The 23,639-nt window shown below is 71.0% G+C and carries 28 protein-coding genes; 18 read left to right on the top strand and 10 right to left on the bottom strand.

Annotated features, from left to right (window positions below; all coding sequences use genetic code 11):
- Positions 1–138 precede the first annotated feature (138 nt).
- From OHS71_RS09300 to OHS71_RS09255, 10 genes are all read right to left on the bottom strand, one after another.
- Positions 139–633, bottom strand: coding sequence for a hypothetical protein (locus OHS71_RS09300; RefSeq protein WP_328478726.1), 495 nt, complete (start codon positions 631–633; stop codon positions 139–141).
- Between the two features lie 173 nt (positions 634–806).
- Complete coding sequence (locus OHS71_RS09295; RefSeq protein WP_328478724.1) at positions 807–2,321, bottom strand: ATP-binding protein; 1,515 nt, start codon at positions 2,319–2,321, stop codon at positions 807–809.
- A gap of 45 nt (positions 2,322–2,366) precedes the next feature.
- Entirely contained in the window at positions 2,367–2,906 is a 540-nt protein-coding gene (locus OHS71_RS09290; protein ID WP_328478722.1) for a hypothetical protein, read from the bottom strand.
- A gap of 23 nt (positions 2,907–2,929) precedes the next feature.
- Positions 2,930–3,400: a DUF6238 family protein gene (locus OHS71_RS09285; RefSeq protein ID WP_328478720.1), complete on the bottom strand. Its 471-nt coding sequence runs from the start codon at positions 3,398–3,400 to the stop codon at positions 2,930–2,932.
- A gap of 58 nt (positions 3,401–3,458) precedes the next feature.
- On the bottom strand, positions 3,459–4,931 hold the full coding sequence (locus OHS71_RS09280; protein ID WP_328478718.1) for an SCO6880 family protein: 1,473 nt from the start codon (positions 4,929–4,931) through the stop codon (positions 3,459–3,461).
- An 86-nt stretch (positions 4,932–5,017) separates the two neighbouring features.
- Positions 5,018–6,385: an SCO6881 family protein gene (locus OHS71_RS09275; RefSeq protein ID WP_328478716.1), complete on the bottom strand. Its 1,368-nt coding sequence runs from the start codon at positions 6,383–6,385 to the stop codon at positions 5,018–5,020.
- 39 nt (positions 6,386–6,424) lie between these two features.
- A complete protein-coding gene (locus tag OHS71_RS09270) occupies positions 6,425–7,111 on the bottom strand; it encodes a hypothetical protein (protein WP_328478714.1) in 687 nt (228 codons plus the stop codon).
- On the bottom strand, positions 7,111–7,419 hold the full coding sequence (locus OHS71_RS09265) for a DUF6112 family protein (protein WP_033530972.1): 309 nt from the start codon (positions 7,417–7,419) through the stop codon (positions 7,111–7,113). Before OHS71_RS09265 ends, OHS71_RS09270 begins: the two co-directional genes overlap by 1 nt.
- A 254-nt stretch (positions 7,420–7,673) precedes the next feature.
- On the bottom strand, positions 7,674–8,039 hold the full coding sequence (locus OHS71_RS09260) for a hypothetical protein (RefSeq protein ID WP_328478712.1): 366 nt from the start codon (positions 8,037–8,039) through the stop codon (positions 7,674–7,676).
- 141 nt (positions 8,040–8,180) lie between these two features.
- Positions 8,181–9,296 carry a C40 family peptidase gene (locus OHS71_RS09255; protein ID WP_328478710.1) on the bottom strand — a complete coding sequence of 372 codons (1,116 nt, stop codon included), beginning with the start codon at positions 9,294–9,296 and terminating at the stop codon, positions 8,181–8,183.
- A 525-nt stretch (positions 9,297–9,821) separates the two neighbouring features.
- On the opposite strand from OHS71_RS09255, the gene OHS71_RS09250 reads away from it, so the two are divergent.
- The 18 genes from OHS71_RS09250 (at position 9,822) to OHS71_RS09165 (ending at position 23,384) form a co-directional block, all read left to right on the top strand.
- Positions 9,822–10,577, top strand: a complete 756-nt coding sequence (locus tag OHS71_RS09250; protein ID WP_328478707.1) for a DNA-methyltransferase — start codon at positions 9,822–9,824, stop codon at positions 10,575–10,577.
- A 206-nt stretch (positions 10,578–10,783) separates the two neighbouring features.
- A complete protein-coding gene (locus OHS71_RS09245; protein WP_328484452.1) occupies positions 10,784–11,398 on the top strand; it encodes a DUF4913 domain-containing protein in 615 nt (204 codons plus the stop codon).
- Complete coding sequence (locus OHS71_RS09240) at positions 11,395–11,880, top strand: hypothetical protein (RefSeq protein ID WP_328478705.1); 486 nt, start codon at positions 11,395–11,397, stop codon at positions 11,878–11,880. Before OHS71_RS09245 ends, OHS71_RS09240 begins: the two co-directional genes overlap by 4 nt.
- Positions 11,877–12,593: a DUF3631 domain-containing protein gene (locus tag OHS71_RS09235; RefSeq protein WP_328478703.1), complete on the top strand. Its 717-nt coding sequence runs from the start codon at positions 11,877–11,879 to the stop codon at positions 12,591–12,593. The genes OHS71_RS09240 and OHS71_RS09235 overlap by 4 nt, the downstream gene beginning before the upstream one ends.
- 29 nt (positions 12,594–12,622) lie before the next feature.
- A complete protein-coding gene (locus OHS71_RS09230) occupies positions 12,623–13,096 on the top strand; it encodes a GNAT family N-acetyltransferase (RefSeq protein WP_328478701.1) in 474 nt (157 codons plus the stop codon).
- Complete coding sequence (locus OHS71_RS09225) at positions 13,093–13,782, top strand: hypothetical protein (protein ID WP_328478699.1); 690 nt, start codon at positions 13,093–13,095, stop codon at positions 13,780–13,782. Before OHS71_RS09230 ends, OHS71_RS09225 begins: the two co-directional genes overlap by 4 nt.
- A gap of 56 nt (positions 13,783–13,838) precedes the next feature.
- Positions 13,839–14,561 carry a hypothetical protein gene (locus OHS71_RS09220; protein WP_328478697.1) on the top strand — a complete coding sequence of 241 codons (723 nt, stop codon included), beginning with the start codon at positions 13,839–13,841 and terminating at the stop codon, positions 14,559–14,561.
- 198 nt (positions 14,562–14,759) lie between these two features.
- Positions 14,760–15,086, top strand: a complete 327-nt coding sequence (locus OHS71_RS09215; protein ID WP_328478695.1) for an SH3 domain-containing protein — start codon at positions 14,760–14,762, stop codon at positions 15,084–15,086.
- Between the two features lie 117 nt (positions 15,087–15,203).
- A complete protein-coding gene (locus OHS71_RS09210; protein WP_328478693.1) occupies positions 15,204–15,659 on the top strand; it encodes a hypothetical protein in 456 nt (151 codons plus the stop codon).
- Positions 15,656–16,099 (top strand): hypothetical protein, encoded by a 444-nt coding sequence (locus tag OHS71_RS09205; protein WP_328478691.1) that lies wholly within the window; start codon positions 15,656–15,658, stop codon positions 16,097–16,099. Before OHS71_RS09210 ends, OHS71_RS09205 begins: the two co-directional genes overlap by 4 nt.
- Before the next feature lie 11 nt (positions 16,100–16,110).
- Positions 16,111–16,533, top strand: coding sequence for a hypothetical protein (locus OHS71_RS09200; RefSeq protein ID WP_328478689.1), 423 nt, complete (start codon positions 16,111–16,113; stop codon positions 16,531–16,533).
- A gap of 30 nt (positions 16,534–16,563) precedes the next feature.
- Entirely contained in the window at positions 16,564–17,454 is an 891-nt protein-coding gene (locus OHS71_RS09195) for a winged helix-turn-helix transcriptional regulator (protein WP_328478687.1), read from the top strand.
- Complete coding sequence (locus OHS71_RS09190; RefSeq protein ID WP_328478685.1) at positions 17,451–17,966, top strand: hypothetical protein; 516 nt, start codon at positions 17,451–17,453, stop codon at positions 17,964–17,966. The genes OHS71_RS09195 and OHS71_RS09190 overlap by 4 nt, the downstream gene beginning before the upstream one ends.
- Positions 17,963–19,201, top strand: a complete 1,239-nt coding sequence (locus OHS71_RS09185) for an MFS transporter (protein WP_328478683.1) — start codon at positions 17,963–17,965, stop codon at positions 19,199–19,201. Before OHS71_RS09190 ends, OHS71_RS09185 begins: the two co-directional genes overlap by 4 nt.
- Before the next feature lie 234 nt (positions 19,202–19,435).
- Positions 19,436–20,656 (top strand): ATP-grasp domain-containing protein, encoded by a 1,221-nt coding sequence (locus OHS71_RS09180; protein ID WP_328484451.1) that lies wholly within the window; start codon positions 19,436–19,438, stop codon positions 20,654–20,656.
- A complete protein-coding gene (locus OHS71_RS09175) occupies positions 20,653–21,816 on the top strand; it encodes an MFS transporter (protein ID WP_328478681.1) in 1,164 nt (387 codons plus the stop codon). Before OHS71_RS09180 ends, OHS71_RS09175 begins: the two co-directional genes overlap by 4 nt.
- Positions 21,813–22,466, top strand: coding sequence for an HAD family hydrolase (locus OHS71_RS09170; protein WP_328478679.1), 654 nt, complete (start codon positions 21,813–21,815; stop codon positions 22,464–22,466). The genes OHS71_RS09175 and OHS71_RS09170 overlap by 4 nt, the downstream gene beginning before the upstream one ends.
- A gap of 45 nt (positions 22,467–22,511) precedes the next feature.
- Positions 22,512–23,384, top strand: coding sequence for a DUF317 domain-containing protein (locus tag OHS71_RS09165; protein ID WP_328478677.1), 873 nt, complete (start codon positions 22,512–22,514; stop codon positions 23,382–23,384).
- The last annotated feature ends 255 nt before the right edge of the window (positions 23,385–23,639 follow it).

Genomic DNA, 23,639 nt, shown 5'->3' with positions numbered 1-23,639 from the left:
CGTCGTGGCGTCGTGGCTGCTGGTGTCGGAGGTCACGCAGGCGGACGCGGTGAGGGTGACGGTCGCGAGCGTGGTGAGCAGCAGGGCGGCGCGGCGGGCGGGGGTGTGCGAGCGGATGAGGGCGCTCCGGGGAGGGGATCAGCGGGATCGGGATGGGGTTGTGGTGGTCGACGGGGCGGGCACTGCCGGCGCGGCCGGTGGTGTGCGGGTGTCGGCAGCGGCGCGCAGGTGCTTCGCGGCGCGGGCGAGGTAGATGCGGCTGTCGCCAAGGCGGTCTTCGAGTCGCTGGTGCTCGGTGGTGATCGCCCGGTCCCGGGCGGGGTCAGGGGCCTGGTGAGCGAGGTCGGCGAGATGGCCGAGGTGATGAACCGCGGCGCTGAAGGCGGCGAGCGCGAGCCCGGTGGGTTCGGCGGCGCTCGCGAGCGCGAGGGTCGTGCGGCGCACCGTGGTCGTGGGCCGAGCCGGGGAGCGGGCGGCGGCGCGATGGCGGAAGGCGCTCTCGCCGGCCAGGAATCCCAGCAGGCGGGCCAGGTGACGGACTTCGTCGTCCAGGATCTCACTCAGTGCCGGATCCGGGCGGATCTGGTCGGGGAGCGGAAGGTGGTCGGCAACGGTGTTGAGCCGGTCGGCCACGTCGTGAAGCAGCATCCGCTGGTCGGGATCGGACAGTGGCAACTCCTTGATGCGGGGACGGGGTTCTACCGGCGGGTGATCTGGTCGGCGGTGCGGCCGACGTTGTCGTACGGCTCGAAGTCGGGGTTCTGCAGGGGTGCTCCAGGTCTCGTGCGGCCGCGGCTTGCGGGGTTTCAGTGCATGCGGGTGTCGGTGTCGAAGAGCGCCAGCTCGTGGGGGTGCAGGAGGTGCTGCACGATGAAACTGCGCCCCGCGACCTTCCACAAGCCGCGGCCCCGGTTGAGGTGGGAGATCGCGTCGGTCTCCACCGAGGCCAGGCCCAGCAGGGCTGCTGCGGCATGGAGTTGGTCAGTCTCCTGTCGGTAGACGATTCGGGTGGAGCAGTCGGCGAGCAGACCTTCGGCCAGGGCCCGGCCGCGGGATCCGACATCGCCCGCGGTGAGCAGGTCGGACAGCCGGTGGATCACCATCAGGTTCGCGATGCCCAGGCCGCGGCTCAGCTTCCACTGGGACTGCATGCGCTGCAGGAGGCCGGGGTGGCGCATCAGGCGCCAGGCTTCGTCGTAGACGATCCAGCGCCGGCCGCCGTTCGGGTCGGACAGTGCAGATTCCATCCACGCGGACGCGCAGGTCATCGCCAAGACCAAGGCGGTGTCGTCGCCGGATCCGCCCAGGCGGGACAGGTCGATGGTGAGCATCGGCGAGTTGGGATCGAAGGCCACCGTGCTCGGGGCGTCGAACATCCCGGCGAGGTCGCCGTGGACCAGCCTGCGCATGGCGTGGGCCAGGTCGCGGGAGGCGTCGCCGAGGCGGCCGGACATGATGCCGCCGGCCACATCGAGTTCGTCGGGGTTGTTGAGGGTGGCGGCGATGTCGCCGAGCAGCGGGGTACGACCGGTCGCGACGGCGCGGGTGACGACGGCATCCAGCGCGACGTCGAGCCCGGTGTGCTCCATCGGCAGCAGGTCCCGCCCGAGCACGGTGCGGGCCAGCGAGCCGAGCAGCAGCAGGCGGCGCTTGCGGATCTCGCCAGCCCAGTCGGCCTCGGAGACGCTGTTGGGCCGCGGCGCCGCGTCCAGAGGGTTCAACTTTCCGGGCAGGCCCGGCCCGAGCGCGATGGAGGTACCGCCCAGCGCCTGCGCCACGGGCGTCCATTCCCCCTTCGGATCACACGGGACGTAGACCCGGTACCCGAAGGCGATCGACCTCAACGCGAAGGACTTGGCCAGCGCCGACTTGCCCTGCCCGATCACCCCGGCAAGGAGTACGTTGGGGTTGGTGAAGCCCTCGACCTTGCCGTACAGCGCGAACGGGTCGAAGCAGAAACTGGCTTCGGCGTGGACGTCGCGGCCGATGTAGATGCCCTCGGCGCCGAGGCCGCCTTCGGCGAGAAACGGGTACGCCCCGCTCGCGGTAGCCGTGGTCATGCGGTGGGCGGGCAGCTTGAGCCTGTTGTTGCGGGAGGACGCGGGGCCGGGTCGCCCGGCGGGTGGGAAGAGGGGCGCCGGCATCTCCTGTTCTGCTACGCCAGCGCCGCTGGTGTGGGCGGCTGCTTCGAGGCGGGCCTTCGCGGCGGCCTCGGCGAGCTGCCGGCGGGCAGCCTTGCGGGATGCGCGATCGGTGCCGTGCGGGGTGAACAGGGGGCTGGCGCTGGCTCGGCGGGCTCGGCGCGCAGGCCGGTGGCTCATGACGGGGCGGCTTTCACGTGACGGCGGTCTGGACGCGGCGCGGGGTCAGACGACCGGCGAAGCGGTGAACAGAATCGGGCTGCGATAGCTCTTGCCGTCGCCCGACCAGTCCAGCTGGATGTAGCCGTCGGCGAGGTAACGGCTGGAGCCCGCCTTGGACTTGAGGGTTCCGGTCGAGTAGGAGCCGTTGCCGTTGCCGCTGCTGTGTTCGAGCGCGTGCTCCAGGCCGGTGTAGGCGCCGGACTTCACGACCGGGTCCGTGCCGCTGACGCTCCGCTTGGTCTGGAGCTGGAACTTGGCCTTGTTGAAGGTCAGGGTGCTGCGGTTCTTGGCTGTGTACGGGCCGTCCCAGTACACGGTGGCGGTGGTGTAGATGTAGCCGCCGGATCGCATGGCGCACAGCGTCACGTCGAAGTCCCAGTTGTCGGAGTCGGGGCCGTTATAGCTCGGGTCGTCGACGCTGTGGTTGCTGGTCTTGCAGTGGTAGCTGGCGGCGGATGCCGGAGTGGTCGTGGCCAGGGCGGCTGTGCCGGCGAGCGCGGCGATAACGACGGCGGCGGAGGTGGAGCGCTTCAGGGCGCGCATTCAGGGCCTTTCGGTGGCTGGGGTTACTGGCTGCAGGAGGTGGTGTGGCCGTGCAGCGGGGCGTTGAGGTCGCTGGGGGTGGTCTTGCGGCGGACGACGTGACCTGCGGCGAGGTGGCGCTGGCAGATGGTCAGGACGGGTGGACCCTCGGGCAGCTGCTCGGGGTGGCATTCCGTGTCCGTCGGGGTATCGCCCGCGACGGGCAGGAGGTGGAAGGCGTCGTGCACCGCGGCGGCGGACTGCCACAGCCGGGTGTGCGCGGTGGCGAGGTGCCGTCCGGCGGCGGGATGCGGCGGCCGGGTGGATTCGGCGAGCTGGTCGAGCAGGCGGTGCAGCGCGGTCAGATGGGCGTGCAGCACGTCGAGGTGCACGCGGTCCGCGGGCGAAGCGATGTGCTGGGTGCGTGGGGTGAGGGCGCGGGTGTGGTGGCGGATACCGGCGTTGGCGGCCCGCAGGTACGGGTACGCGTCGCCGACGGGGATGGCAGAGGTCAAAGGGGGAGATTTCCTTCCTGCCGTGGTGGCAGGACGTCGGCCGCGGCCGACGTGGGGGTTACAGGGCCGTGCGGGCGAGGGGGAGGGCGCCGAGCGTGAAGGCGTCGGGCTGCTGGAAGTTGAGCCGTCGCAGATCGACCTGGGCGGTGACGGCGGCGGTCTCGATCTGCGCGCACGCGGCGTCGAGCAGGGCGTCGGTCTCCGCGGAGACGGTGAGCAACCCGGTCAACGACACGTCGGCGTGTCCGGCGATCAACTGGCGCTCGCGGACCTTGACGTCCGCGTACTCCACGGAGTCGGCTTCGGAGTCGACCTGCCCGCGACGCGAGCGTTCGTTGGCGTCGGCGATGACCGCCGCCTTCTTGCGCTGCACGTCGCGCATCGCGGACTCGAGCCCCTGCGGCACATATATAAGGGAGAGGGTGCGGCGGACCCCGGCGGTGAACATCAGGCCGTGCAGGAAGCCCGCGCTCGTTTCGGTGCGGGGCCAGTCCTCGACCCAGTAGGTGGCGTGCCGGGCGGAGTCGGTGGCGAGCCGGTCGTACTCCTCGATCTGGACCACGGGCCCGGCGGCTGCCGGGTCGGCTTCGGCCCGGCCGGAGTTGGACCACTGCTGCAGCGCGGACAGCGCCCTGGGGTCGTAGGCAGTGCGGATGACGGCGGCGATCTCGCGGGCGCTGAGCCAGCCGGTCACCATCAGTCCGGCGCTGCGCGCGGCCTGGGCGATGGAGGACGTGGTCTGTTCCATCACAGTGAAGGCGCCGGGCAGTCCGCCGCCGGCCTGACTGATGAGGCGCTTGGCGGCCTTGAGGTCGAGGGAGATCGCCAGGTACGCCTCGTGCGGGGCAGCGGCCGGGCCGGCGGAGGCGACAAGTTCGCTGTAGACCTGTCCGGCGACCGGGGTTTCGGGGTGGCCCTGCTGGGCCCAGTAGCGGGTGAGGGTGTCGCCGCTGTCGGGCACGGTGCGCTCCAGGACCTGCACAGTGGCGACGTGTCCGGTGCGGGCTATGCCCGCCAGGACCCGCCCCCAGCTGCTGACGTTGTGGTTCTGACTCGCCGGGTCGAGGAGCGCGAAGGCCCTGCTGGAGACGCGGGCGACGGCGGTCAGGGTCTGGCCGTGCGGGTCGTGCACGGCGGCGGCCTGGTTGGCGGAATCGCCGGGCGTGACGACGCGCAGTGAGGCGGCGGTGCCGGGCAGGTGCAGGATGCCGTCCTGGCGGGGACGGGTGACGGGCCGGGCGAGCCACAGACTCTGGCCGGTACACCGCCGCCGGGCGAAGCGCAGGACGATCGGCGCCCAGTCGATCAGCGAGCGGCCGTGCCGGCGGACGACAACCAGGGCGGTGACCGCGGCCCACAGCGGGGTTAGGGCGAGGGCACCGAGCAGCCCGGTGGATACCACCGTGACCAGCAGCAGAGCCAACGCGCAGGACACGAGGACGAGTTGGGGCAGGGAGAGGCCGAGCAGGATGCCGCGCCTGGACCGGTGGGGGAATTTGACGGTGAGCGGTTGGACGGTGAGATCAGACAAGGGCCGTTCCGATGGTGCGCGGGGCGGTGGCCGGGGCGGCACGCGGCGAGGAATGCGCAGCGCGTCCGTCCCGGAGTCGGGCAAGGTCACAGGCCGGTGGGCGGAGGCGGCGGTGCCCCGGTTCCGCTGGAGGTGCCGGCCGAGTTCGGTGCCGGCGGGGCGCCCTGCGGCGGTGGAGTTGAAATGCCTGCGCCGGGCTGCGACATGAAGCCGCTGCCGCCGCTGGGGGGCGATCCGGAACCGCCACCCTGTCCGGGGGCACCGCCGACCTGACCATTGGTGTCGTCACGAGGGCTGGTCGGCGGGGGCTGGACGGCCTTCTCCAGACCGCTCGTGATGCCCTCGCCCCCGGACGACGGCGTGCTTGAGCTGCCGCCTTCCTTGCCGGTGTCCGGCGTGGGGTTGGCGGCGATGTCGCCGGGGAAGCCGCCCGGCACGGAGTCCGGCCCCTGGGGAGCGGCGCCCGCTCCGGCCGCGGCACCGCCACTTCCGGCAGTGGCGACCGCGGCGGCGGCCTTGCGCCCGGCGCGTTCGGCGTGCTGACGGGCCATCTGCGCACCGGCTCCGCCGGAGCGGTGCAGGGTCTCGGCGTCGGAGCCCTCGGAGGCGGCCCAGTGCACGAACTTGAACGTGGCATACGGGCACAGCAGGACCAGCGCCAGGATGACGATGCCGGCCATCACGTCGGCAAGGGCGGCGATGCCGTCCTTCGCCTCGGTCTTACCCATCGCGGCGATCCCCAGGACGAAGATCACAGTCATCAGCAACTTGCTGACGACGAGGGTGGCGGTGGCTTCGATCCAGCCCTTGCGCCAGCGCCGGGCGACCTCCCAGCCGCCGCCGGCTCCGGCGAAGACGGCGAGGGTGACCATGACGAGGATGCCGACCTTGCGGACCATCATCACGCACCAGTAGAGGAAGGCGCCGATCGCGGCGCCGACGCCGACGAAGACGGTGACGAGCCAGCCCAGGCCGGACAGGGAGGCGATCTGCCCCACCTTGACGATCCGCCGCACTGCCGTGGCGATGTCGAGGTTGGCGGCCTTGAAGAGTCCGTCGCTCAATGCGTCGACGACTTCGATGGCGACGGTGGTGAAGGCGATTGCGGTGAAGGCGAACAGGACGCCGGTGGCGGTGCCGGTGAATGCCTGGGTGAGCGCCTGGCCGTCGCGGCGGATCGCGGCGCGCACGAGCTGGGCGCAGAACGTGGCGACGAGGACGACCAGGCCGATCGGCAGGATCATCTCGTAGTTGTCGCGGAACCACCCGGCGTTGAGGTCGACCTTGGTGGTGGTGTTGACCGCCTCGGCTGCCAAGTCGGCTGCTGCTGCGGCGAGTTCGCCCGCGCTCTTGGCCATCCAGTTGCCGATGGCCGTGCCTGGGTCGGAGGCGAAATCGACGGCGTCGCCGACGGCGCAGAGTTTGTCCGCGAGGGGGAGGTCGCAGAAGCCCAAGGGGGAATCCCCTCCTTTCTCAGGTGGGCTGGGGGCAGGTCAGGGCACGACGCGGGGGGCGATGGAGACCAGCGAGCAGTTCGCGTTGGGGCGGCACTGCACGGCGAGGGTGATGGAGCGGTCCTCGGCGCCGGCCCCGCCCTTCTTCCAGGCGATCTGCTGCTTGCCGGTGACGGTGACGGCGTAGATGTACGCCTCGGTGATCGCCGACGGATCGTCCGCCAGGGCCTGCTTGAACGCCGAGGGGTAGTGGGCCTCCGTGACGGTGGCGGTGGCGTACTGGTCCTGGTCGGCCATCCGCGACCACAGCACCGGATCCGGCACCTGTGTGGCGATCGAGGACCAGTCGGCGTACTTCGTCTCCGCCGTCAGCCACGCCCTCATTCCGGCGAGCTGCTGGTCACGGCTGGTGGTGCGGGTGTCGTACGCCCACAGCGTTGCGGCGGCGGCCTTGGCGAAGGCGACCGGGTCCGCCAGCTGCGGGGGCTTGGCCACCGAACCGGCCCCGGCCGACGCCGTCGGGCCGGCGGACGCGGAGGTACTGCTGCTGGGCCCGGAGGACGGAGCGGCGGCCTGGCTGTCGCCGGCTGTGGTGCGGCCGGTGAGCAGGGCGACGACGACGGCGAGGGCCAGCAGGACGGCGAGGCCGGTCGCGAGGACTGTGATGCGCTGGCGGGTCGACCAGCCGAGGCCGTAGCCGGACAGGGAGGGGAATGGTTTCGGCATCAGTGGACCTGCGACCCCAGGGCGGAGAAGAACGCCACGACCCCGTTCGCGGCGCCGAGACCAAGGGCGGCGCCCGCCGCGACGACCGCGCCCTTCTTGCCGTTGGCCTCGGCCTGGTGGCCGCCGGTGTGGTGGCCCCACGCCCACACGCCGAGGGAGACGGCGAGCGCGCCGACCACGGCGACGATCGCGAACAGGTTGATCGAGTTGACGACGTTCTTGAGCACGGCGAGGCCGGGCAGGCCACCGCCCGAGGGCGTGATGCCGGGGTCGTAGGCCAGATACTGCACGGTTTCGAGCAGGTGCAATGAGGCTCCTTGGGCACGCCGAAGCCCGGCGCGCGGGAATCACAGAAAGGGGGAGGGGGCGAGGCAACTGCCTCGAGAAGGAAGGCCGACAGCGGTGCGGGAGACGGCTGGCCCGATCGGCGCCCGCGTTGGGGCGGCGTGGCGTGCCCGAGGTCACGCAGGTTTCGTGCCGAGGCTGGACGAGGCCACAGGTCGGGCGGGGGCCGCTGTCGATGGCGCTTCGGCTCAGGCTCCGAACCGGCTGCCGGGGTGCACTACTTCGGGATCGACGGCTTCGGTGCCGGGTTGGTCTTGTAGGGGTTCGCGCAGTTGTAGATCATGTAGCCGCGGATCTTCTTGCCGTCGGACTTCCGGGTGACGGTGCCGTGGGTGTACCAGGTCTTCTCGGCCTTCTTGTAGGCCCACTGGTCGTAGACGACCTTGTCGTGCCGGTAGCCGATGCCCACGACGGTGGACGTCTTCGACGGCGCCTTGCGGATCTTGACCGCACTGCAGCTGATTGTGGTGGTGCCGGTGTCGTACGCCTGTGCCGTGCTGGCGGTGGCCAGGCCGCCGGCGGCGACGGCCAGGCCCAGAGAGGCTGCCGCGAGGGCGCGCTGGGTGCGGTGGCGGGTTATCAAGTAGGTGCTCCGTGATGTCAGGGGAATGAGGGTGGGCAGGACGGCGGGTCCTGCGGGGCCCGTCCGAGGTGAGTGCGGAAGAGGCCCCGGGGGGTATCCCGGTCAGGGGGTGTGCCGGGGATGTCGCGCCCCGACCGGGGGTCAGGTGACGCGGCGGGCGGCGAGGATGTCCCAGTCCGCGAGCGGCGTGATCCGCACAGGCTTTCCGGTACGGGGGGCCTCGATCGCGAGTCCCGAGCCGATGTACATGCCGACGTGTTCGGGGCGGGCGGCGCTGCCGCGGGAGAAGATCAGGTCACCGGGCTTGAGTGCCTTGGGGGACACTGCCTTGCCCTCGTTGACCTGGGTGTACGTGGTGCGGGTGAGCTGGACGCCGGCGTGCTTGTACGCTTGCTGGGTCAGCGAGCTGCAGTCGCAGCGGCCCATCGGGTCGGGGCCGTGCGGCGCCGTGCAGGTGCCGCCCCACTGGTACATCGTCCCGAGCCGCGCCATCGCCCAGGCGATCGCCTTGCGCGCCTTCGGATCGGCGTCCTTCGGGATCGCGTAGCCCTTCGGTACCGACCCTTCCGGGATGGTGCCGTACCCGGAGCCGTCCTCGGCCGCCGCACAGGGCGCGGTACTGGAAGTGGTGTTCGTCTCGCTGGTGTCCTGGTCGGCGTCGGGGAACGTCGCGGCGATCGCCTTCTGGAGGGCGGTCGCCAGCTCCTCCCAGTCGGCGTAGGCGTCGGGGTAGCCGGAGCGCTGGACCTTCTGCGCGGCCTGGGCGACGGTCAGCTGCTGCCAACCGTCCACCGCGAGCAGGTGCTTGTAGAACTGCTCGCTCGCGTAGACGGGGTCGTGGATCTCCGTAGCGGTGCCCCAGCCCTGGCTCGGCCGTTGCTGAAACAGACCCAGCGAGTCGCGGTCGCCAGAGTTCAGGTTGCGCAGCCGTGATTCCTGCATCGCGGTGGCGAGCGCGATGATCTGGCCCTTCTTAGGCACGTGGAGGCCGATCCCGGTGGCCACGATCGTGCGGGCGTTGGGGATCTGTTCCTCGGGCAGGGACAGGCCCTCGACGTGCACGTCCTTGGCGGTCGCACCGTTGAGGATCTTGGTGACCTGCTCGACGACCGTGTCGGTGTCGACGTCGCCCACGCAGCTGAAGGACGAGTAGGTGGTCTGGGCGGCCTCGCTGCTGGTGGCCATCAGCATGGCCGTGCCGGCGAGGAGGAGAGGAGAGAGGACGAAGACGCCGATGCCGGCGGCTACGCCCTTCAATCGGGGACGCCTCCCGGGCGGCCGTCACGAGCCGGAGACCGGTGCGCGGGCAGGGGAGGGTAGAGCGATGTCACAACGAGGTCCTTGGTGAAGTCCCGGCGGCGCGTGCGTCGTTGAGGAAAGGGCGCGACGGCCGGGTGGTGGGTAAATCGGGGCCTAGGTACACGTGCGCGAGTTGCCGCTCGCACCGGCACGGGGCGTCGGGTCAGGTGTGCCAGGACATGGGGATACCTCCACGAAGGCAGGGGCGGGGATGCGCCATCGGCGTGGTCCGCCGGGCAGTTCCAAAACACTAAGGGCGGATCCCCGGTTGCCGAAATCGTCTCTGATCAAGGCTCCATTTTCGGGGTTTTCGGCGGCGATAGCGCTCAACCGGGGATCGTGCCCTACAGTTTTGGCTCCTCCCCTCGCCCCCGCCGCTGCGCGGCCCGCAGTGCCTTCCTGCCCGCATGCGGTCCCGCGGGTTATCCAGGCGGGCCGGAGCGTCTCTCCCTCACCTCACCCGACCCGAATTGGGGTATCTCTTTGCCTTTTTCCCTGCACCAGGGCGACGCGCTCGGCGTCCTCGCCGAACTGCCGGACGACTGCGTCGACTCCGTCATCACCGACCCGCCGTACAACAGCGGCGGGCGAACGGCCAAGGAGCGCACCTCCCGCAGCGCGAAGCAGAAGTACACCTCCGCCGACGCAGGTCACGAACTGCCGGACTTCACAGGCGAGAACATGGATCAGCGGAGCTACGGCTTCTGGCTGACCCAGATCATGACCGAGGCTCACCGGCTCACCAAGATTGGCGGCACGGCGCTGCTGTTCACCGACTGGCGGCAGCTGCCGATCACCACGGATGCCATCCAGGCCGCCGGCTGGCTCTGGCGGGGCGTGCTCGCCTGGCACAAGCCGCAGGCCAGGCCTCAGAAGGGGCGCTTCACCCAGAACTGTGAATTCGTCGTCTGGGCCAGCAACGGACCGATCGACGCCTCCAGGAACCCGGTCTACCTGCCCGGTCTGTACAGCGCCTCGCAGCCGTCGGGAAAGAGTCGACAGCACATCACGCAGAAGCCCGTCTCCGTCATGCGGGAGCTGGTGCAGATCTCCCCGCCCGGCGGCACGGTCCTCGACTTCACCTGCGGCTCGGGCTCGACGGGAGTCGCGGCCCTGCTGGAGGGCCGTGATTTCATCGGCGTCGAGAAGACCAAGCACTACGCCGAGATAGCCGCCGACCGGCTCACCGAAACGCTGCAACAGACTTTGTCCCAGGACGACTTGACCCTCACATCCTGAGCCCTGTCGTGCAGCGCGGGCACGGCCTGTGGTGCGTGGCCCGTCACACCATGGCCGTGCCGCGCGGGGCATTATAGCAGCACAGTCCCGGTTACCGAAACCGGGGATTCTCCGGATGGTTTGAGCCGCAATTCACGCCCAACGGCCGCGGCTCAAGGAGGCCCCTTTTCGTGCCTGAATCCATAGACCCCCCGGAGGACGGGGAGATGGAACCGGTCCGGCTGCCGGAGTCCGATCTGGAGAGTATTGAGGCGAGCGTCCGCAGACTGCTGGACCAATCTGCCGAGCAGGCCCGCCAGCTCGACAGCCTCGCCTCCGCACCGCCGCCCAGGGACTCACCGTTCGGCGCCTTCGGCATGCCGGGGTTCGCGGGCCTGCCGCCGCAGAGCGCCCCGCCGGAGCCCCGCCCGATCCTGGAACTGGAGGGCGAGGAGTACGAAGACGAACTCGACGCGCTGTCCGACTGGGTGGATGACTTCCTCGTCCGGGTCTACGGGGCGGAGGTCACCACCGCCGCCCCGTGGTGCGAGCAGTGGCAGGAACACGCCGACGTCGTCGCCTGGCTCCACGCCCTGTGGCTGGCCTACCAGCAGCACAAGGATCCCGAGGCCGGTCTGTCCGGCCTGTTCGTCTGGCACCGGGACTTCCTCACCCACGCCATGGCCACCGTCAGAGCTGCTGGCGGGCCGCTCTCCGCGTGCATGACCGATCCGGACCGCCCCGCCCACCGCCTGCTGCCCGGACCGCCGCCGTCGAGCCGGACCACCGCCGAAACCGCAGAGTCCGAGGAGAACGGCGCACCCGGCCAGGGGGACGGATGAGCGGCCACGACCGGCCCGCCTTCGGTCTCTCCTTCGACCCGCGCGCCCTGACCGACCTTCTCCAGGCCCCCAGCGACATCCGCGACCTGGCGCTCGCCCAGCTCCAGGACGTCGTCAACGCCCGCCTGTTCGGCGCCAAACTCACCCGCGATCTCGCCGGATGCCGCAAGGTCTACGTCGATCACCGCAATGCGTGGCGCATCGTTTACGCCCAGCGGCCGGCGCCTGCCAACTCCACGCACACCACCGATATCCACGTCGTGGCCGTACGCCCGCGGGAAGCCCACGACGTGTACGACACCGCCCGCGCCCGCCTCGGCATCACCCGGCGGTCCTTGGGCGAGCGCACCCACGCGGCCCGCACCCGCTCACCGCAGCTGGGAGCGCGCCAGCCCATCCCCAAGCCAGGACCACCGCCGTACGCGATGCCCGACCTTCCCCGACCCGCACTGCCCCCGACCCTGAAGGGCCCCATTCGTTGACGCAGTTCCCCACCCTGATCGACCAGGTCGCCGCCGCCGTACTGGCGCCGACCGAGGTCACCGAGAACCCGCACCACCGCGCCATCGTCGATGTGTTCGTCGAGATCCAGGACCTCGACCGGCAGCTCGCCGCTCTGTCCGGCGCCGACCGTCCCGTCGGCGTCAGTGCCACCGAGCAGCTCGACACGCTCACCGACCTGCTGATCGAACGGATGGCAGCCGGAGCCGAGTTGCGCGCGCTGCTGTCCAACTCCTGCTGCTGCGCGGCTGCGTACGAGCACGAACCGCCCAGCGAGTGCGAGCCGGTGGAGGACGAAGAGCCCGACTTCGATCCGGACCTCGATCCCGACTTCGAGGATCTGGAGGGTCCCGACGACCTCGACGGCTTCGATGACCTCCACGAGGCCACGTGCGGGGAGTTCCTGACCTGCCCGAGCCGGCCGAGGACGATTGTCCACGCCTGCCTTGACATCTTCGACGTCCTGGGTGCAGCGGAGTATGTGAGCACCGCGGAGCTGGTCGCGCGCCTGCGTGAGCTGCCCGGCGAGGCCGATGGATGCTGGCGCTACGCCGACCTCACCCCGGTCCGCCTCGCTCTGCTCCTGCGCCCCTACGGAGTCCAGTCCCGCAAGCCGCGCAACGTCGACGGCAGCCGCTACCGGGCCTACCGGCGCGGCGACCTGCAGGCCGCCCGCCCGGACTGCTCCTGCTGACCCACCCCGCCCTCGCGCGTACCCGCGAGGTGACGGCGGCGGACTGGGACCTGGTCGACGCCTTCCACGCGCAGTGTTCTGAACAGAACCTGCTGCGCCGCTGGGGCCGAACCCGCCTCACGCCGCGCGACCTGACACGGCTGCTCGCCCAGGCGCAGTGCTGGATCGGACTCGACGCGGACGAGCGGCCACTGGCCCTCGTCTGCGTCGGGCCCGTCAGCCGGGAGCCGGACGTCGTCGACCTCGGACTGCAAGTCGCCGACGACCACCACCGCAGCGGCATCGGAACGGCCCTGGCCCGGCAGGCGGCCCGAGTGGCCCGCACGCGCGGGGCACACACCCTCACCGCGTTCACGCAGGCGTCCAACGCGCCGATGCTCCGGCTCCTGGAGCGTCTGGGGCCCACTCGGCGCACCCGCGAGGGCCCCTACGTCGAGGTCCGCATCGCCCTGGACGCGCGCGCCCCGGACGCTCTCCCGCACACAGGAACCGCTCCGACATGAGCTCACCGTCCGCACCCTCGCCCGATCGCCACCCGCGCACGGTGCTCGACCACAGGATCGAGACGGCCGCAGGGTGCAGCATCGAGACGCTGTGGCGGCACCGCGAGGCCGGTCTCCTCGACGCACCCCATTCGGCGCTGGCGGACGCCCACCGCGACCTCTTCCGGGCCGAGCGGGACGTCACCTTCCACCGCGCCCGTCTCGCCCGCCTGGTGTCCGGCGAGTTCCCCGTCGATCAGGCGCTGTTGGTCCGGATCGAGCGCACGGTCGACCAGCTGGCGCACGCCATCGACGAGCGCGACACCGAGCAGGCCAAGGCCGCCGCCGCGCTGGAGCCGATCGAAGGCGCCGCCCCGCGAAGAGCGCCACGGCAGGTGCCGACGAAAGACTTCGCGGCCCTGCTCGCCATCGCCCAGGGCGCCAAGCTCCACGAGAACCTCCTCACCCACCGGCTCGCCGTGGTCACCCCCTCCCGCACCCGCATCTCCTACGCCCAGCTGCAGCGCCTACAGGCGAGCGGCCTCGTAGACCGCGACACCTCCCACCCAGTGCACGCCGGCCAGCCCGTCACCCTCACCGACGCCGGCCGCGCCGTCCTTGCCGCCCCGCGCCCCGCAGGCCCGCCCGGCACCACGCCGTCGCCCCGGCCAGCGCCATCACGCGCTCCCGCACACCTGCGTCGGTGAACAGCTGAACACACCCTGCCCACGACGCCCATGGCGTCGTCGCACCGAAAGCACCGATGCCCACCTACGAACCAGATTTCCGCCTCGACGGATATGAGGCCGTCAACGACCACGTCGCCGACCAGTTCTGGCAGCACATCACCATCGAGCAGGACATGCTCACCCGGCTGGCCGAGCACCACACCGAGGACGGCGAGCACAGCTTCTACGTGATGCACAACCGCGCCGTCACCTGGGGCATCCCCGGGGAACCACAGATCGTCGCCCTGCACCTCAAACGCGACTCGGCGGCGCGCACCTTCCGCTTCACGCACAAGGAACTGCCACTGCCGTCCATGGCCCAGTCCTGGCTGATCGCCCGCGGCTGCCCCGAGGACAAGATCCTCCTGCCCGACGGCATGGGCACCACGCCCGCCAACCAGGCCACCCGCGCCCTGGAGAAGCGACTGCGCAGCGACGGCGACCATTTCGCCCTGCTGACCAGCTACACGCACGACGCCGAGCCGATCGAGACCACCGTGCTGCTGCGCGCCATCGACGAGAAGGCGCCACTGCCGTTCCGGGTACTGCTCGAAGAGGTCGACACCGACGCGTGGACGCACACCCTGCGCGAGGGCGCCTTCGCCACCTTCGAGGCAGCCACCCAGTGGTGGGAAGCGCACTGGAACGGCGAGGCGATCCCGCTGCCAGCCACGTCACCGCCAGCCCGCCACACCATCGCTCCAGGCGTCCCCGCTCTGCCCGCGCACCCCGCTCCACCGCGCGGTCCGAGCCGCTGAATTCGCGGCTACCCACCGGCTTTCCCCTCCTCGCCTGGTGAAATGCCGCCTGCCCTGAGCTAGACGGCGCGGAACATAGCACGCAATCCCCGGTTACCGAAACCGGGGATTCTCCGGACTCTTGTTCTCGGCCCGCACGGCATCAGCCCGGGTCCGCTTCCGCAATCCCTTCCCTATTTTCGTGGAGGTCAATTCCCCATGCGCACCAGCCGCATAGCCGTCTCCGCCGCCGTTCTCGGCGCGCTCACTCTCCCGCTCGTCTCCATCCCCACCGCCAGCGCCGCAACCACCGTCAGCAGCTGCTCGGCAAAGCCGCTCCCGTACAAGGTGCACGCGAAGGCTGTAACGATCCGCTCCAAGGCGTCCTCCAAGTCCACGGCGCTCGGCGTGCTCTACCGCAGCCACAAGTTCACCGTCCACAAGAGCAGCGGGAACTGGCGCTACATCACGGACAAGACCACCGGCGTAAAGGGGTGGGTGTCCGGAACGTACGTCTACCGCGACACAGCCATGTGCCTGGACTAGCAGACCGGCCCGCAGTTCCCCTATCCGGCATCCGGGTTCGCGGACCGCTCCCGCACGGACCGGATTTGCAGGGCATTTTTCCGCCCCCCCCGAACAGCGAATGAAAGGAGCCTCTCCGTGCCCGAGTTCAGCGAGGACGTGATGGGCGTCGTCACTGAGCGGATCGAGGACCGCTTCCAGATGCCTCTCGCCGATCTGCGCCGGGCGGTTCAGGCGGCACCACAGGCCAACCCCGACGCCACCAGTGTCGTGCACTGGTACGGCCTGCTCGCCGAAACCCAGGACGCACTCGACACCGCAGAGGACGCGCTCGTCGAGGCGCTCGGCACGCACCCGGGCGAACTTGACGACGCTGTCATGGAGTTGGCGCACCAGGTTAACGCCGCTGTCACTGCACGTGACGGTCGCGTGATGGTCGTGAACTTCCTCCTCGACCCCCTCGCCCCGGGCAAGCGCGGGCCGGGCGCCTGGCGTGGTGCCAGCCCCGCCGCGCGCCGCGCTCCGGCGCTGCCCACCTCGGCGCCCGCACTGCCCGGCGAGCGGGGTATCCCGACGCGCGGGGTGACGCGATGAGCGTCATCGACAAGTCCACCAGCCGCGACACCGCGCTGGAGGAGGCGTTCGGTGCCTCCGTCGCCGAACTGTATGCGCAGGCAGCCCATCTTGAGGTCTGCGCCGCCCTCCACCGTGCGCTGGAACTGCGCAGCTTTCTCGCGGTCGCCGAAGAACAGGTCGTCCGCGTACGTGATCGCGTCCACGCCTCGATGTCCTGCGACCGCGACCTCTGCGACCTGTCCGCCGAGGACCTGCGCTGGGACGCCCAGTGGCTGGAAGCGGCCCTGGCTGGCCGGGATGGCTACGTCGCCGCCCTCGACGACCTCCTGCGGACCATGCCCGCTCCCGATCAACGCCCCGCGCAGCCGGTGCAGTTCGCCCAACCGAAGATCACCACCACTGCTCCGCCCGCCCCGGCAACCGGCCGTGCCGGGGCGGTGCGGACCCACCGTCCCTGAAAGCCCGCCGATTGCCCGAGCCCGACGCCACCGCCCACGCCATCTCCGAGATCATCGCCCAGCGCATCGAGGCGCTGTTCGGACAGTCGCTCGGTGAGCTCGAAGCGCTCGCCGACAGCACCCCCGATGCCACCCTGCTCGCCGCGCTAACCGGCAGTCACAGCGACCTGGTGCTCGCTGAGCGCAACATCGCCTTCCAGCTGGAGAGGCTGCGCGAACTCATCGCCCCTGAGCGGGAGATCGGCCGTTTTGCCGCCGGTCACATCGTTGATTGCGCCCGCCGCATTGCCGAGTCCGTCGCCGCCCGTGACGCCTACGCCAAGAACACCGGCGCGGTCCTGGCGGGACTGCGCCGCGCACCGGCCCCCGACACCCCACCGCCGGCTGTGCCCGTACCCGCCGCCCCGGCGACCGCCGCCTCCCGCACCCGCTGATCTGCCCGCACTGCTTGAGGAGCCCCATCCTTGGCCACCACCGCTCAGCCCCCCACCACCCCGAACGACTACTCCAGCGTCACCAAGACGCTGGATCTGCTCGCCCCGCGCTGGAGTGTGTGGGTGCTGATGACCCTTTCCTCCCAGCCGCTGCGCTACGCCGAGATCAAACCCCGGCTGCCGTGGCTCGCCGACGGCCAGCTCCACCCCCGGCTGCGCCACCTCACCAACGCCGGCGTGGTCGAACGCACGGAGTACGCCCCGCGCCACGTCACCTACGGCCTCACTGGCCGCGGCGCCGAGCTGCTCCCCGTCCTGGCCGTGATCGCCTCTTGGGGCGACACCTACCTGGAGAAGCAGCTCGTCACGAGCAAGGCCATCGGTGAGCTGGAGCCCGAGCGGATCCCCCCGGCCCAGAACATCGACGACACGATCACTCTGATCGCCCCGCGGCATGCCACCCCGATCCTTATGACCCTGCAGGTCCGGGGTCGTGCGAGCGCCAAGGCCCTGGCCACCGAAGCCATGCCCGGCTACGGGCTGAACGCCGTCTACAAGCCCCTGGACCGTTTGGTCGCCGACGGCCTCGTCACGGCCACCGGCAGCGGCGACTTCCAGCTGTCCGCCAGCGGCCAGGCGCTCGCCCCCGTCTTCCAGGCCATCACTGCGTGGGCTGTCCTCCCGTCCGGCGGGGCCGAGCCGTTTCGCCGACCGGGGACCGCCCCGTCCCAGACCCGCTCCGGCCCGTGGGCGACCACCCCGACGCGCCTGCCTGCGCCCGCAGTTCCGGCCGCGCAGTCTGCTGTCCCTGCCCTGGCCGCCACCCCGCCGCCCAACGGCCTGGAGTGGAAGTCCAGCGACCTCTTCTCCCACCAGATACCCGCCCGCCCCATCACACCGGCGGGAGGGCGGCGCCGATGACCGCCGCCCTGCCCGCCAGCGTCCTGCGCGAACGCCGAGCGATCCGGACCCTGTCCCTGCCTGGCCTGATACGCCTGATCACCGAGATCGACGACAACGGCCCTATCAGTCGCCAACGCGGCAGCCTGCAGGGCGCCCTCGGCGACCTCACCAGCGGACAACTGCGCCACGCCATCGACACTGCACGCGACCTCGGCCTCATCCACGCCCGCGGACACGCCTTGGCCCGCTACCAGCTCACCGCGAGCGGCAAGGACCTGGCCGAGGTGTACGACACCGCAGCACGCTGGGCCCGAAGCAACCAACTACCCAGCCGTACCAGTGACTTCGTCGCGCGCGTCCAGCACGCCTTCCAGATGCAGGACGACGGCCCGGGGCACTCCCGCGCAGCGACCGAACCGTCGGCTCCGCGCGCGGCGCTGTCCGAGTGGCTTACGGCGTACCCCCGCGTCCTGCACCAGGACATCGCCCGCTCCTCCTGTGCGGCGGAGGAATCGGGGCGCGCTGCGTGAGATCCCGTGTCGGACCTTGGCATGCCCGTCGCCCGGTCCCCACTCTGCTGCGCGGCATCTACTTGCCGCGCAGCACGGACGCTGCCGCGTTCGCCATGGCCACCTACGGCATTCCGCTGCTGGTACTGGCCACCACCAACTCGGCCACCCTGACCGGCCTCGCGTTCGCGCTGGAATGGGTGCCGAGACTGGGTTCGTTCGCCTTCGCAGGGGTTCTGGTCGACCGCCACGGGACCACCGCCGTGCTCCGTTTCGCCTCTGCGGGCCGGGCCGTGGTTGTCCTGGCCACCGCGTTCATCTTGCCAACGCAGGCGGGCCTCAGCGCGACGGTCACCGTCATGCTGCTCGCCGCGTCCACCGGGATCCTCACTGAATGCTCCTACATCGCGGCCGAGACCGCGGGCGGAGTCGCCGGCCGCGAGGCCGGCGCCCGCGCCCACCGCGTTCAGTCGGTGCTGCTCGGCATCGACCAGTTCGCCACGCTGGTCGGCCCCGCACTCGCCGGGCTGCTCCTGCAGTGGGCCGGCGCCACCGGAATGCTGATCGTGATCGCCGTCTTCTCGCTGCTCACCAGCGTCTTGGCCCCGCGCCAGCGCCACCGGAGCAAACCCGCCGCGCCGCAGCCCGTCCTTAAGGGGCTGCACACCGGCTGGTCGACCCTCCGCGCGCTACCGGCCCTCGGCTGGCTGGTGACCGGACTGACCGTCTCCAACCTAACCGTCGGCCTGCTGCAGGCCGCCACCCCAGTGATCATCGTCAAACAGCTCGGACACTCCACGGCCAACGTCGGGCTCATCTGGTCGGCAGCCGCCGTCGCCTCTCTCCTCGCGGTCGCCCTGTGCCGCCGGGCGATCGACCGCTTCGGCCTGTGGCCGGTCGGCGCCGTGTCCGCCACGATCGCCGCCTTGGCGTGCCTGGCCGTCTCCTTCGCCGACACCTACGGCAGCTATCTCACCCTGATCGCCGTCCTCATGGCCGGCGAGGGCGGCATGACCGTCGTGCTGCGCACGCTGCGCTCCCGCCTCATCCCCGCACCGGTGTTCGGCGCCACCCTGTCGCTGACCATCCTGCTGCTCCTGCTGCCCTTCCCCATCGCCGGTGTCCTCGTCGCCACCGTGCCGCCCGCCCAGCTCGGCCACGTGATCACCCTCTGCGCCGCACTGCAGGCCCTGGGCCTCTTCGCCGCCTTCGCCCGGCTGCGCGCCACCCCCGCCCTGCGAACTTCTCTCACCTGACCTCTTGGGACCTGGGCTGGCAGCTGCCCGCGGGCGTGCGCGGACTGAACAACTCCTTCACCGCCCTGTACGCCCGCAAGTTGATCGAGGACCACCCCCAGTGGGCGTCCGCCTTCGAGCTGCGACGCCGCCGCACCCCCACCCAGGCGCCCTGCATCAGCTCTCCGTTCCCCCGCACTGTTTGGAGCCTTGTTGTCCTCTCGCCCCGTCGTCCTGGTCGTTGCCGCCACCGACATGGAGGCTCAGGCGTATCGCGGCACCTGCCTTCAGGACGTCGCCGCCCACTACGACGTCGTCCTGATCTCCGGCGCCGAGCCGACCTGGGAGAAGGAGTTCCTCCTCGACTACGAGGTCGCCGACCCCGCCGATCAGGCCGCGCTGACCGCGGCCGGGCACGCGCTGGCCGATCGGCACGCGCTGGCCGGCGTGATGACGTGGACCGAGTGGTATCTCATCCCCGTCGCCCGCCTGGCCCGTCGGCTCGGCCTGCCCACCACCGCTCCGGAGGCCCTCCAGGGCTGCCGCAACAAGCACACGAGCCGCAGCCTGTTCGCCCGCCACGGGGTGCCCTCCGCCGCCTCCGTCAGCGTGCGCACCGAGCACGAAGCGGAGGCCGCCGCCCGGCGCATCGGCTTCCCCGTCGTCCTCAAACCCGCCGCGCACGCCGCGAGCATGGGCGTCATCCGCGTCGACACCGCCGACCAGCTGCCAGCCGCGTACGCCTTCGCCGCCAAGACCGCCAGCTACGGAGTGGAGAGCACCCAGGTTCTGGTCGAGGAATACCTCGACGGCCCGGAGGTGAGCGTCGAGTGCGTCACCCACCAGGGACAGACCACTGTCGTCGCTGTCACCCGCAAGACCGTCGGCATGCCGCCCCACTTCGAGGAGCTGGCGCACATGGTCGATGCGAACGACCCGCTCCTTCCCACCGTGGCCCCGGCCGCCGTCGCGGCACTCGACGCCCTCGATGTCACCGACGGCGTCAGCCACGTCGAGATGCGCGTGGTCGACGGCCGCCCCCGCCTCATCGAGGTCAACGCCCGGATCGCCGGCGACATGATCAGCCACCTCGTCCACCTGGCCACCGGCGTCGACCTCGCCCGTGCCGGCGCAGACATCGCCTGCGGACATACTCCCGACCTGACGCCGACTCGCCACCAGGCCGCGGCGATCCGCTTCATTTACCCGGCCTACTCCGGCACCCTCACCGCTCGCTGTGTCACGGAACCCACCGGGGAAGTGGAGCGCGTGCGCTTCCAGCGACAGGCCGGCGACCAGCTTGTGCTGCCGCAGGACGGGGGCGATCTGTTCACCGCTCGCATCGGCTACCTGATCACCACCGGGCAGACCGCCACCATCGCCCAAGCCCGCGCCCAGGAGGCGTACCGCAACCTCGACGTCCAGGTGGCCACGGTCGCGCAGGCGGCCCCGCTCGCCCGGGAGCACGCCGCGTGAACCAGACTGCGGGGCCCGAGCTGGCGCGCAGCCGCCGTCTGCTGACCGGGTACTTTGCCGGCTTGGGTGTGGTGATGGCCGTCTGGGGCGCACGCATGCCGGCCGTTCAGAACACCGCCGAGGTAAGCACCGCCGGGCTCGCACTGGTCCTGCTGGCCGCTGCCCTCGGCATGGTCGCTGGACTCCAGACCGGCGGACGCCTCGCCCACCCGGCCCGCCTGCCCGCACTGCTGACCGGCGGTGCCATCGCTCTCGCCGTCTGCCTTGCCATCCTCGGGGTATGCCGCAGCATGGAGAGCCTCCTGGTGGCGGCGTTTGTCTTCGGCGCCGCGCACGGCGTCCTCGACGTCGCAGTCAATGCCGCTGCGGTCCGCTGCCAGGACGCTCACGGCCGCCCGATCATGGGCCGGTTGCACGCGAGTTTCAGCCTCGGCGGACTCACAGGCGCCGCGCTGGCCTCAGCCACCGCCCACACCCCGCACACCGTCCTGTTCGCCGGCGTCGCAGCCATCGCCGCCACGGCGGCAGGTGCAGCGACGCGCCTTACCCGCTGTCTTGCCAGCCCTGGACTCGAGCCCGTCCACAACCGTGTGGCACCGGGCTTGGACGAGCGCGGGGGGCTGTCGCGGCCCCGGTTGTGGCTGCTGGGCGCACTGGCGGCCGGAACCCTGCTGGGCGAGGGGGCCGCTGCCGACTGGGCTGCCGTCCACCTGCACGACCTCGGTGCGACCGCCGCGACCAGCGCCGTGGCGTACGGCGTCTACAGCGCCGCCATGGCCGCCGGTCGCCTCGCCGGAGACCGGCTCACGGCCCGCTTCGGCGCTCCCGCTGTTGTCCGGGCCGGCGCCGCCCTGGCCGCGCTCGGCCTCGCAACCGGGCTTGCTGGCTCCACCATCGCCTTTGCCCTCCTGGGGTGGGCGGCCTTCGGCCTGGGGTTGTCCGTCACCATCCCCAGCCTGATCACCGCCGCAGGCATCGGCGGCCCCCGCGCGGTCGCCACCGTCGCGGTCACCGGCTACGTCGGCCTGCTCGCCGGACCCGCCCTCATCGGCGCGCTCGCCACCATCACCGCCCTGCCGCACGCGCTGCTGCTGCCCGCCCTCCTCGCCGCCGCCGTCGCCGCCCTCGCTCCCAAAGCCCTGGAGAAACCCACCCCTTGACCCACACCTCCGTCTCCCCGAACGGCGTGGACGCCCTACTCCTCGACTACAACGGAGTCCTCGGACTCCAGCCCAGCACCGGCATGTGGACCCGCCTCGCCGACCTCGCCGAGTGGCCCGACCGACACCTTCCCTCCTTCCAAGAAGCCTTCTGGGCCCCCCGGAACGCGTACGACGCAGGCGAACTGAGCGATCTCGCCTACTGGGCGAAGGTGCTCGGGCACCATCCCGGCGCGCGGTGGCTGCGCACGCTGCGGGCCGCCGATACCGCCATGTGGACCCGTACCGACCCGCGCGTCCTCGACATCCTGTACCGCGCCCGGGCCGCGGGGCTGCCTCTGGTGCTGCTCTCCAACGCCCCGGCCCATCTCAGCGACGTTCTGGACGCCACCAACTGGCGGCGCGATCTGATGAGTGACGCCCTGTACTCCGCCCGCCTGGGCCGGTGCAAGCCCGATTCGGCCGTGTACGAGCACGCCCTGGCGGCCACCGGCGTCGCCGACCCGGGACGCGTGCTGTTCGTCGACGACCGCGAGGACAACTGCAGGGCCGCCGCCGAGTTGGGCCTGCGCGCCCTGCACTACGCCGGCCAACCCGCAGACCTGGAACACCAGTTGCTGCCCGCACTTGCGAACAGCACGCGTACCTGACCAGAACCGCGTGCTCATCCCCCCATCCTCAACCTCAGGACTTTCGTGCCCGACACCGAAGAGATCGACGGCGACAACTACGTATCCCCGCGCTACCTCGCAGGCAGCACTTGCGATGCAGACCCCGCGCTGGAGCCGCTCCTCGCGCTTGGCTTCGACCTCCATCACGACAACCTCGCCAACGCCTACGTCACTGCGCCCGACCACCGCGTCCGACTCGGATTCCTGCCCGAGGGCGACGACGACGGCCTGTGGCGGATCAACGCCTACCGCGACCGCTTCGCCCCGCCCGCGTGGGGCGTCAGTTTCAACGACACCGCGCCCACGGAGTTCGTCACCGCCTTCACCACCGCCCTCGCTCAGGCGTACACCGCCGGCCCCGACATCTACCTTGCCGAGCCCGACCTCAAGGACCCCGAGCTCGGCGCCTTCGACGCCGTCGTCCCGCTCATCAAAAACGGCTGGCAGTTTCAGCACCCGCGCTGGGGCGTGATGGAACTGCAGTCCCCGGACGGGATGGCCACCTGTGAGTACACCACCGGCCGCCTCGATCCGGAGAAGGAACTCACCACCCTGGAGGCCCGCTGGCACCTGTGGGGAGGACCGAAGAACGGGTATGCCCGCTGGTACGCCACCGCCACCACCAACACCCCCACCGTTCTAGTGAAGGCCATCACCCAGAGCGTGTCCGACCCGGCGCCCCTGCCACGCTGGAGGGACTCGATGCTCCCTGGGCTGCGCGAGGCCGCACAGCTCACTCCCGTCACACCGCCCGCGCCCCCAGCTCCGACCCCGCTCGACGTCCAGCGCGCCTTCACCCGCCGCTCGCCAGCACTCGGCACCCGTAGCGTCCCCCGCTGGAGCACGGCCACCCTTCCTCCGGCGCCCGCCGCCCCACGCACGGCAGCGCGCCGCTGATCCGCCGATGCCCACGACCAGCAACTCCCCCCCCCGCCGAAAGGACCTTGTGTCACTCAGCCCTCTGGACGATCTCGACGACCACGACGTGGTCGAGGTCCTGCCCCGCCACCTCGCCACCCCGGCATCCACGACCTCGTCGACGCGCTCGACGTCAGGACCCCCGTCGAACTCGTTCGCGACCTGTATGCCGAAGGCTCGCGCTGTGCGAGGCGGACAGACGGGGCGAACGTAACCTGCTGCGCCCAGACGACG

It is taken from the genome of Streptomyces sp. NBC_00377 (assembly GCF_036075115.1).
Taxonomy (GTDB): Bacteria; Actinomycetota; Actinomycetes; order Streptomycetales; family Streptomycetaceae; genus Streptomyces.
The sequence above is the reverse complement of the archived record's forward strand: the minus strand, read 5'-3'. Positions and strand labels throughout refer to the sequence as shown.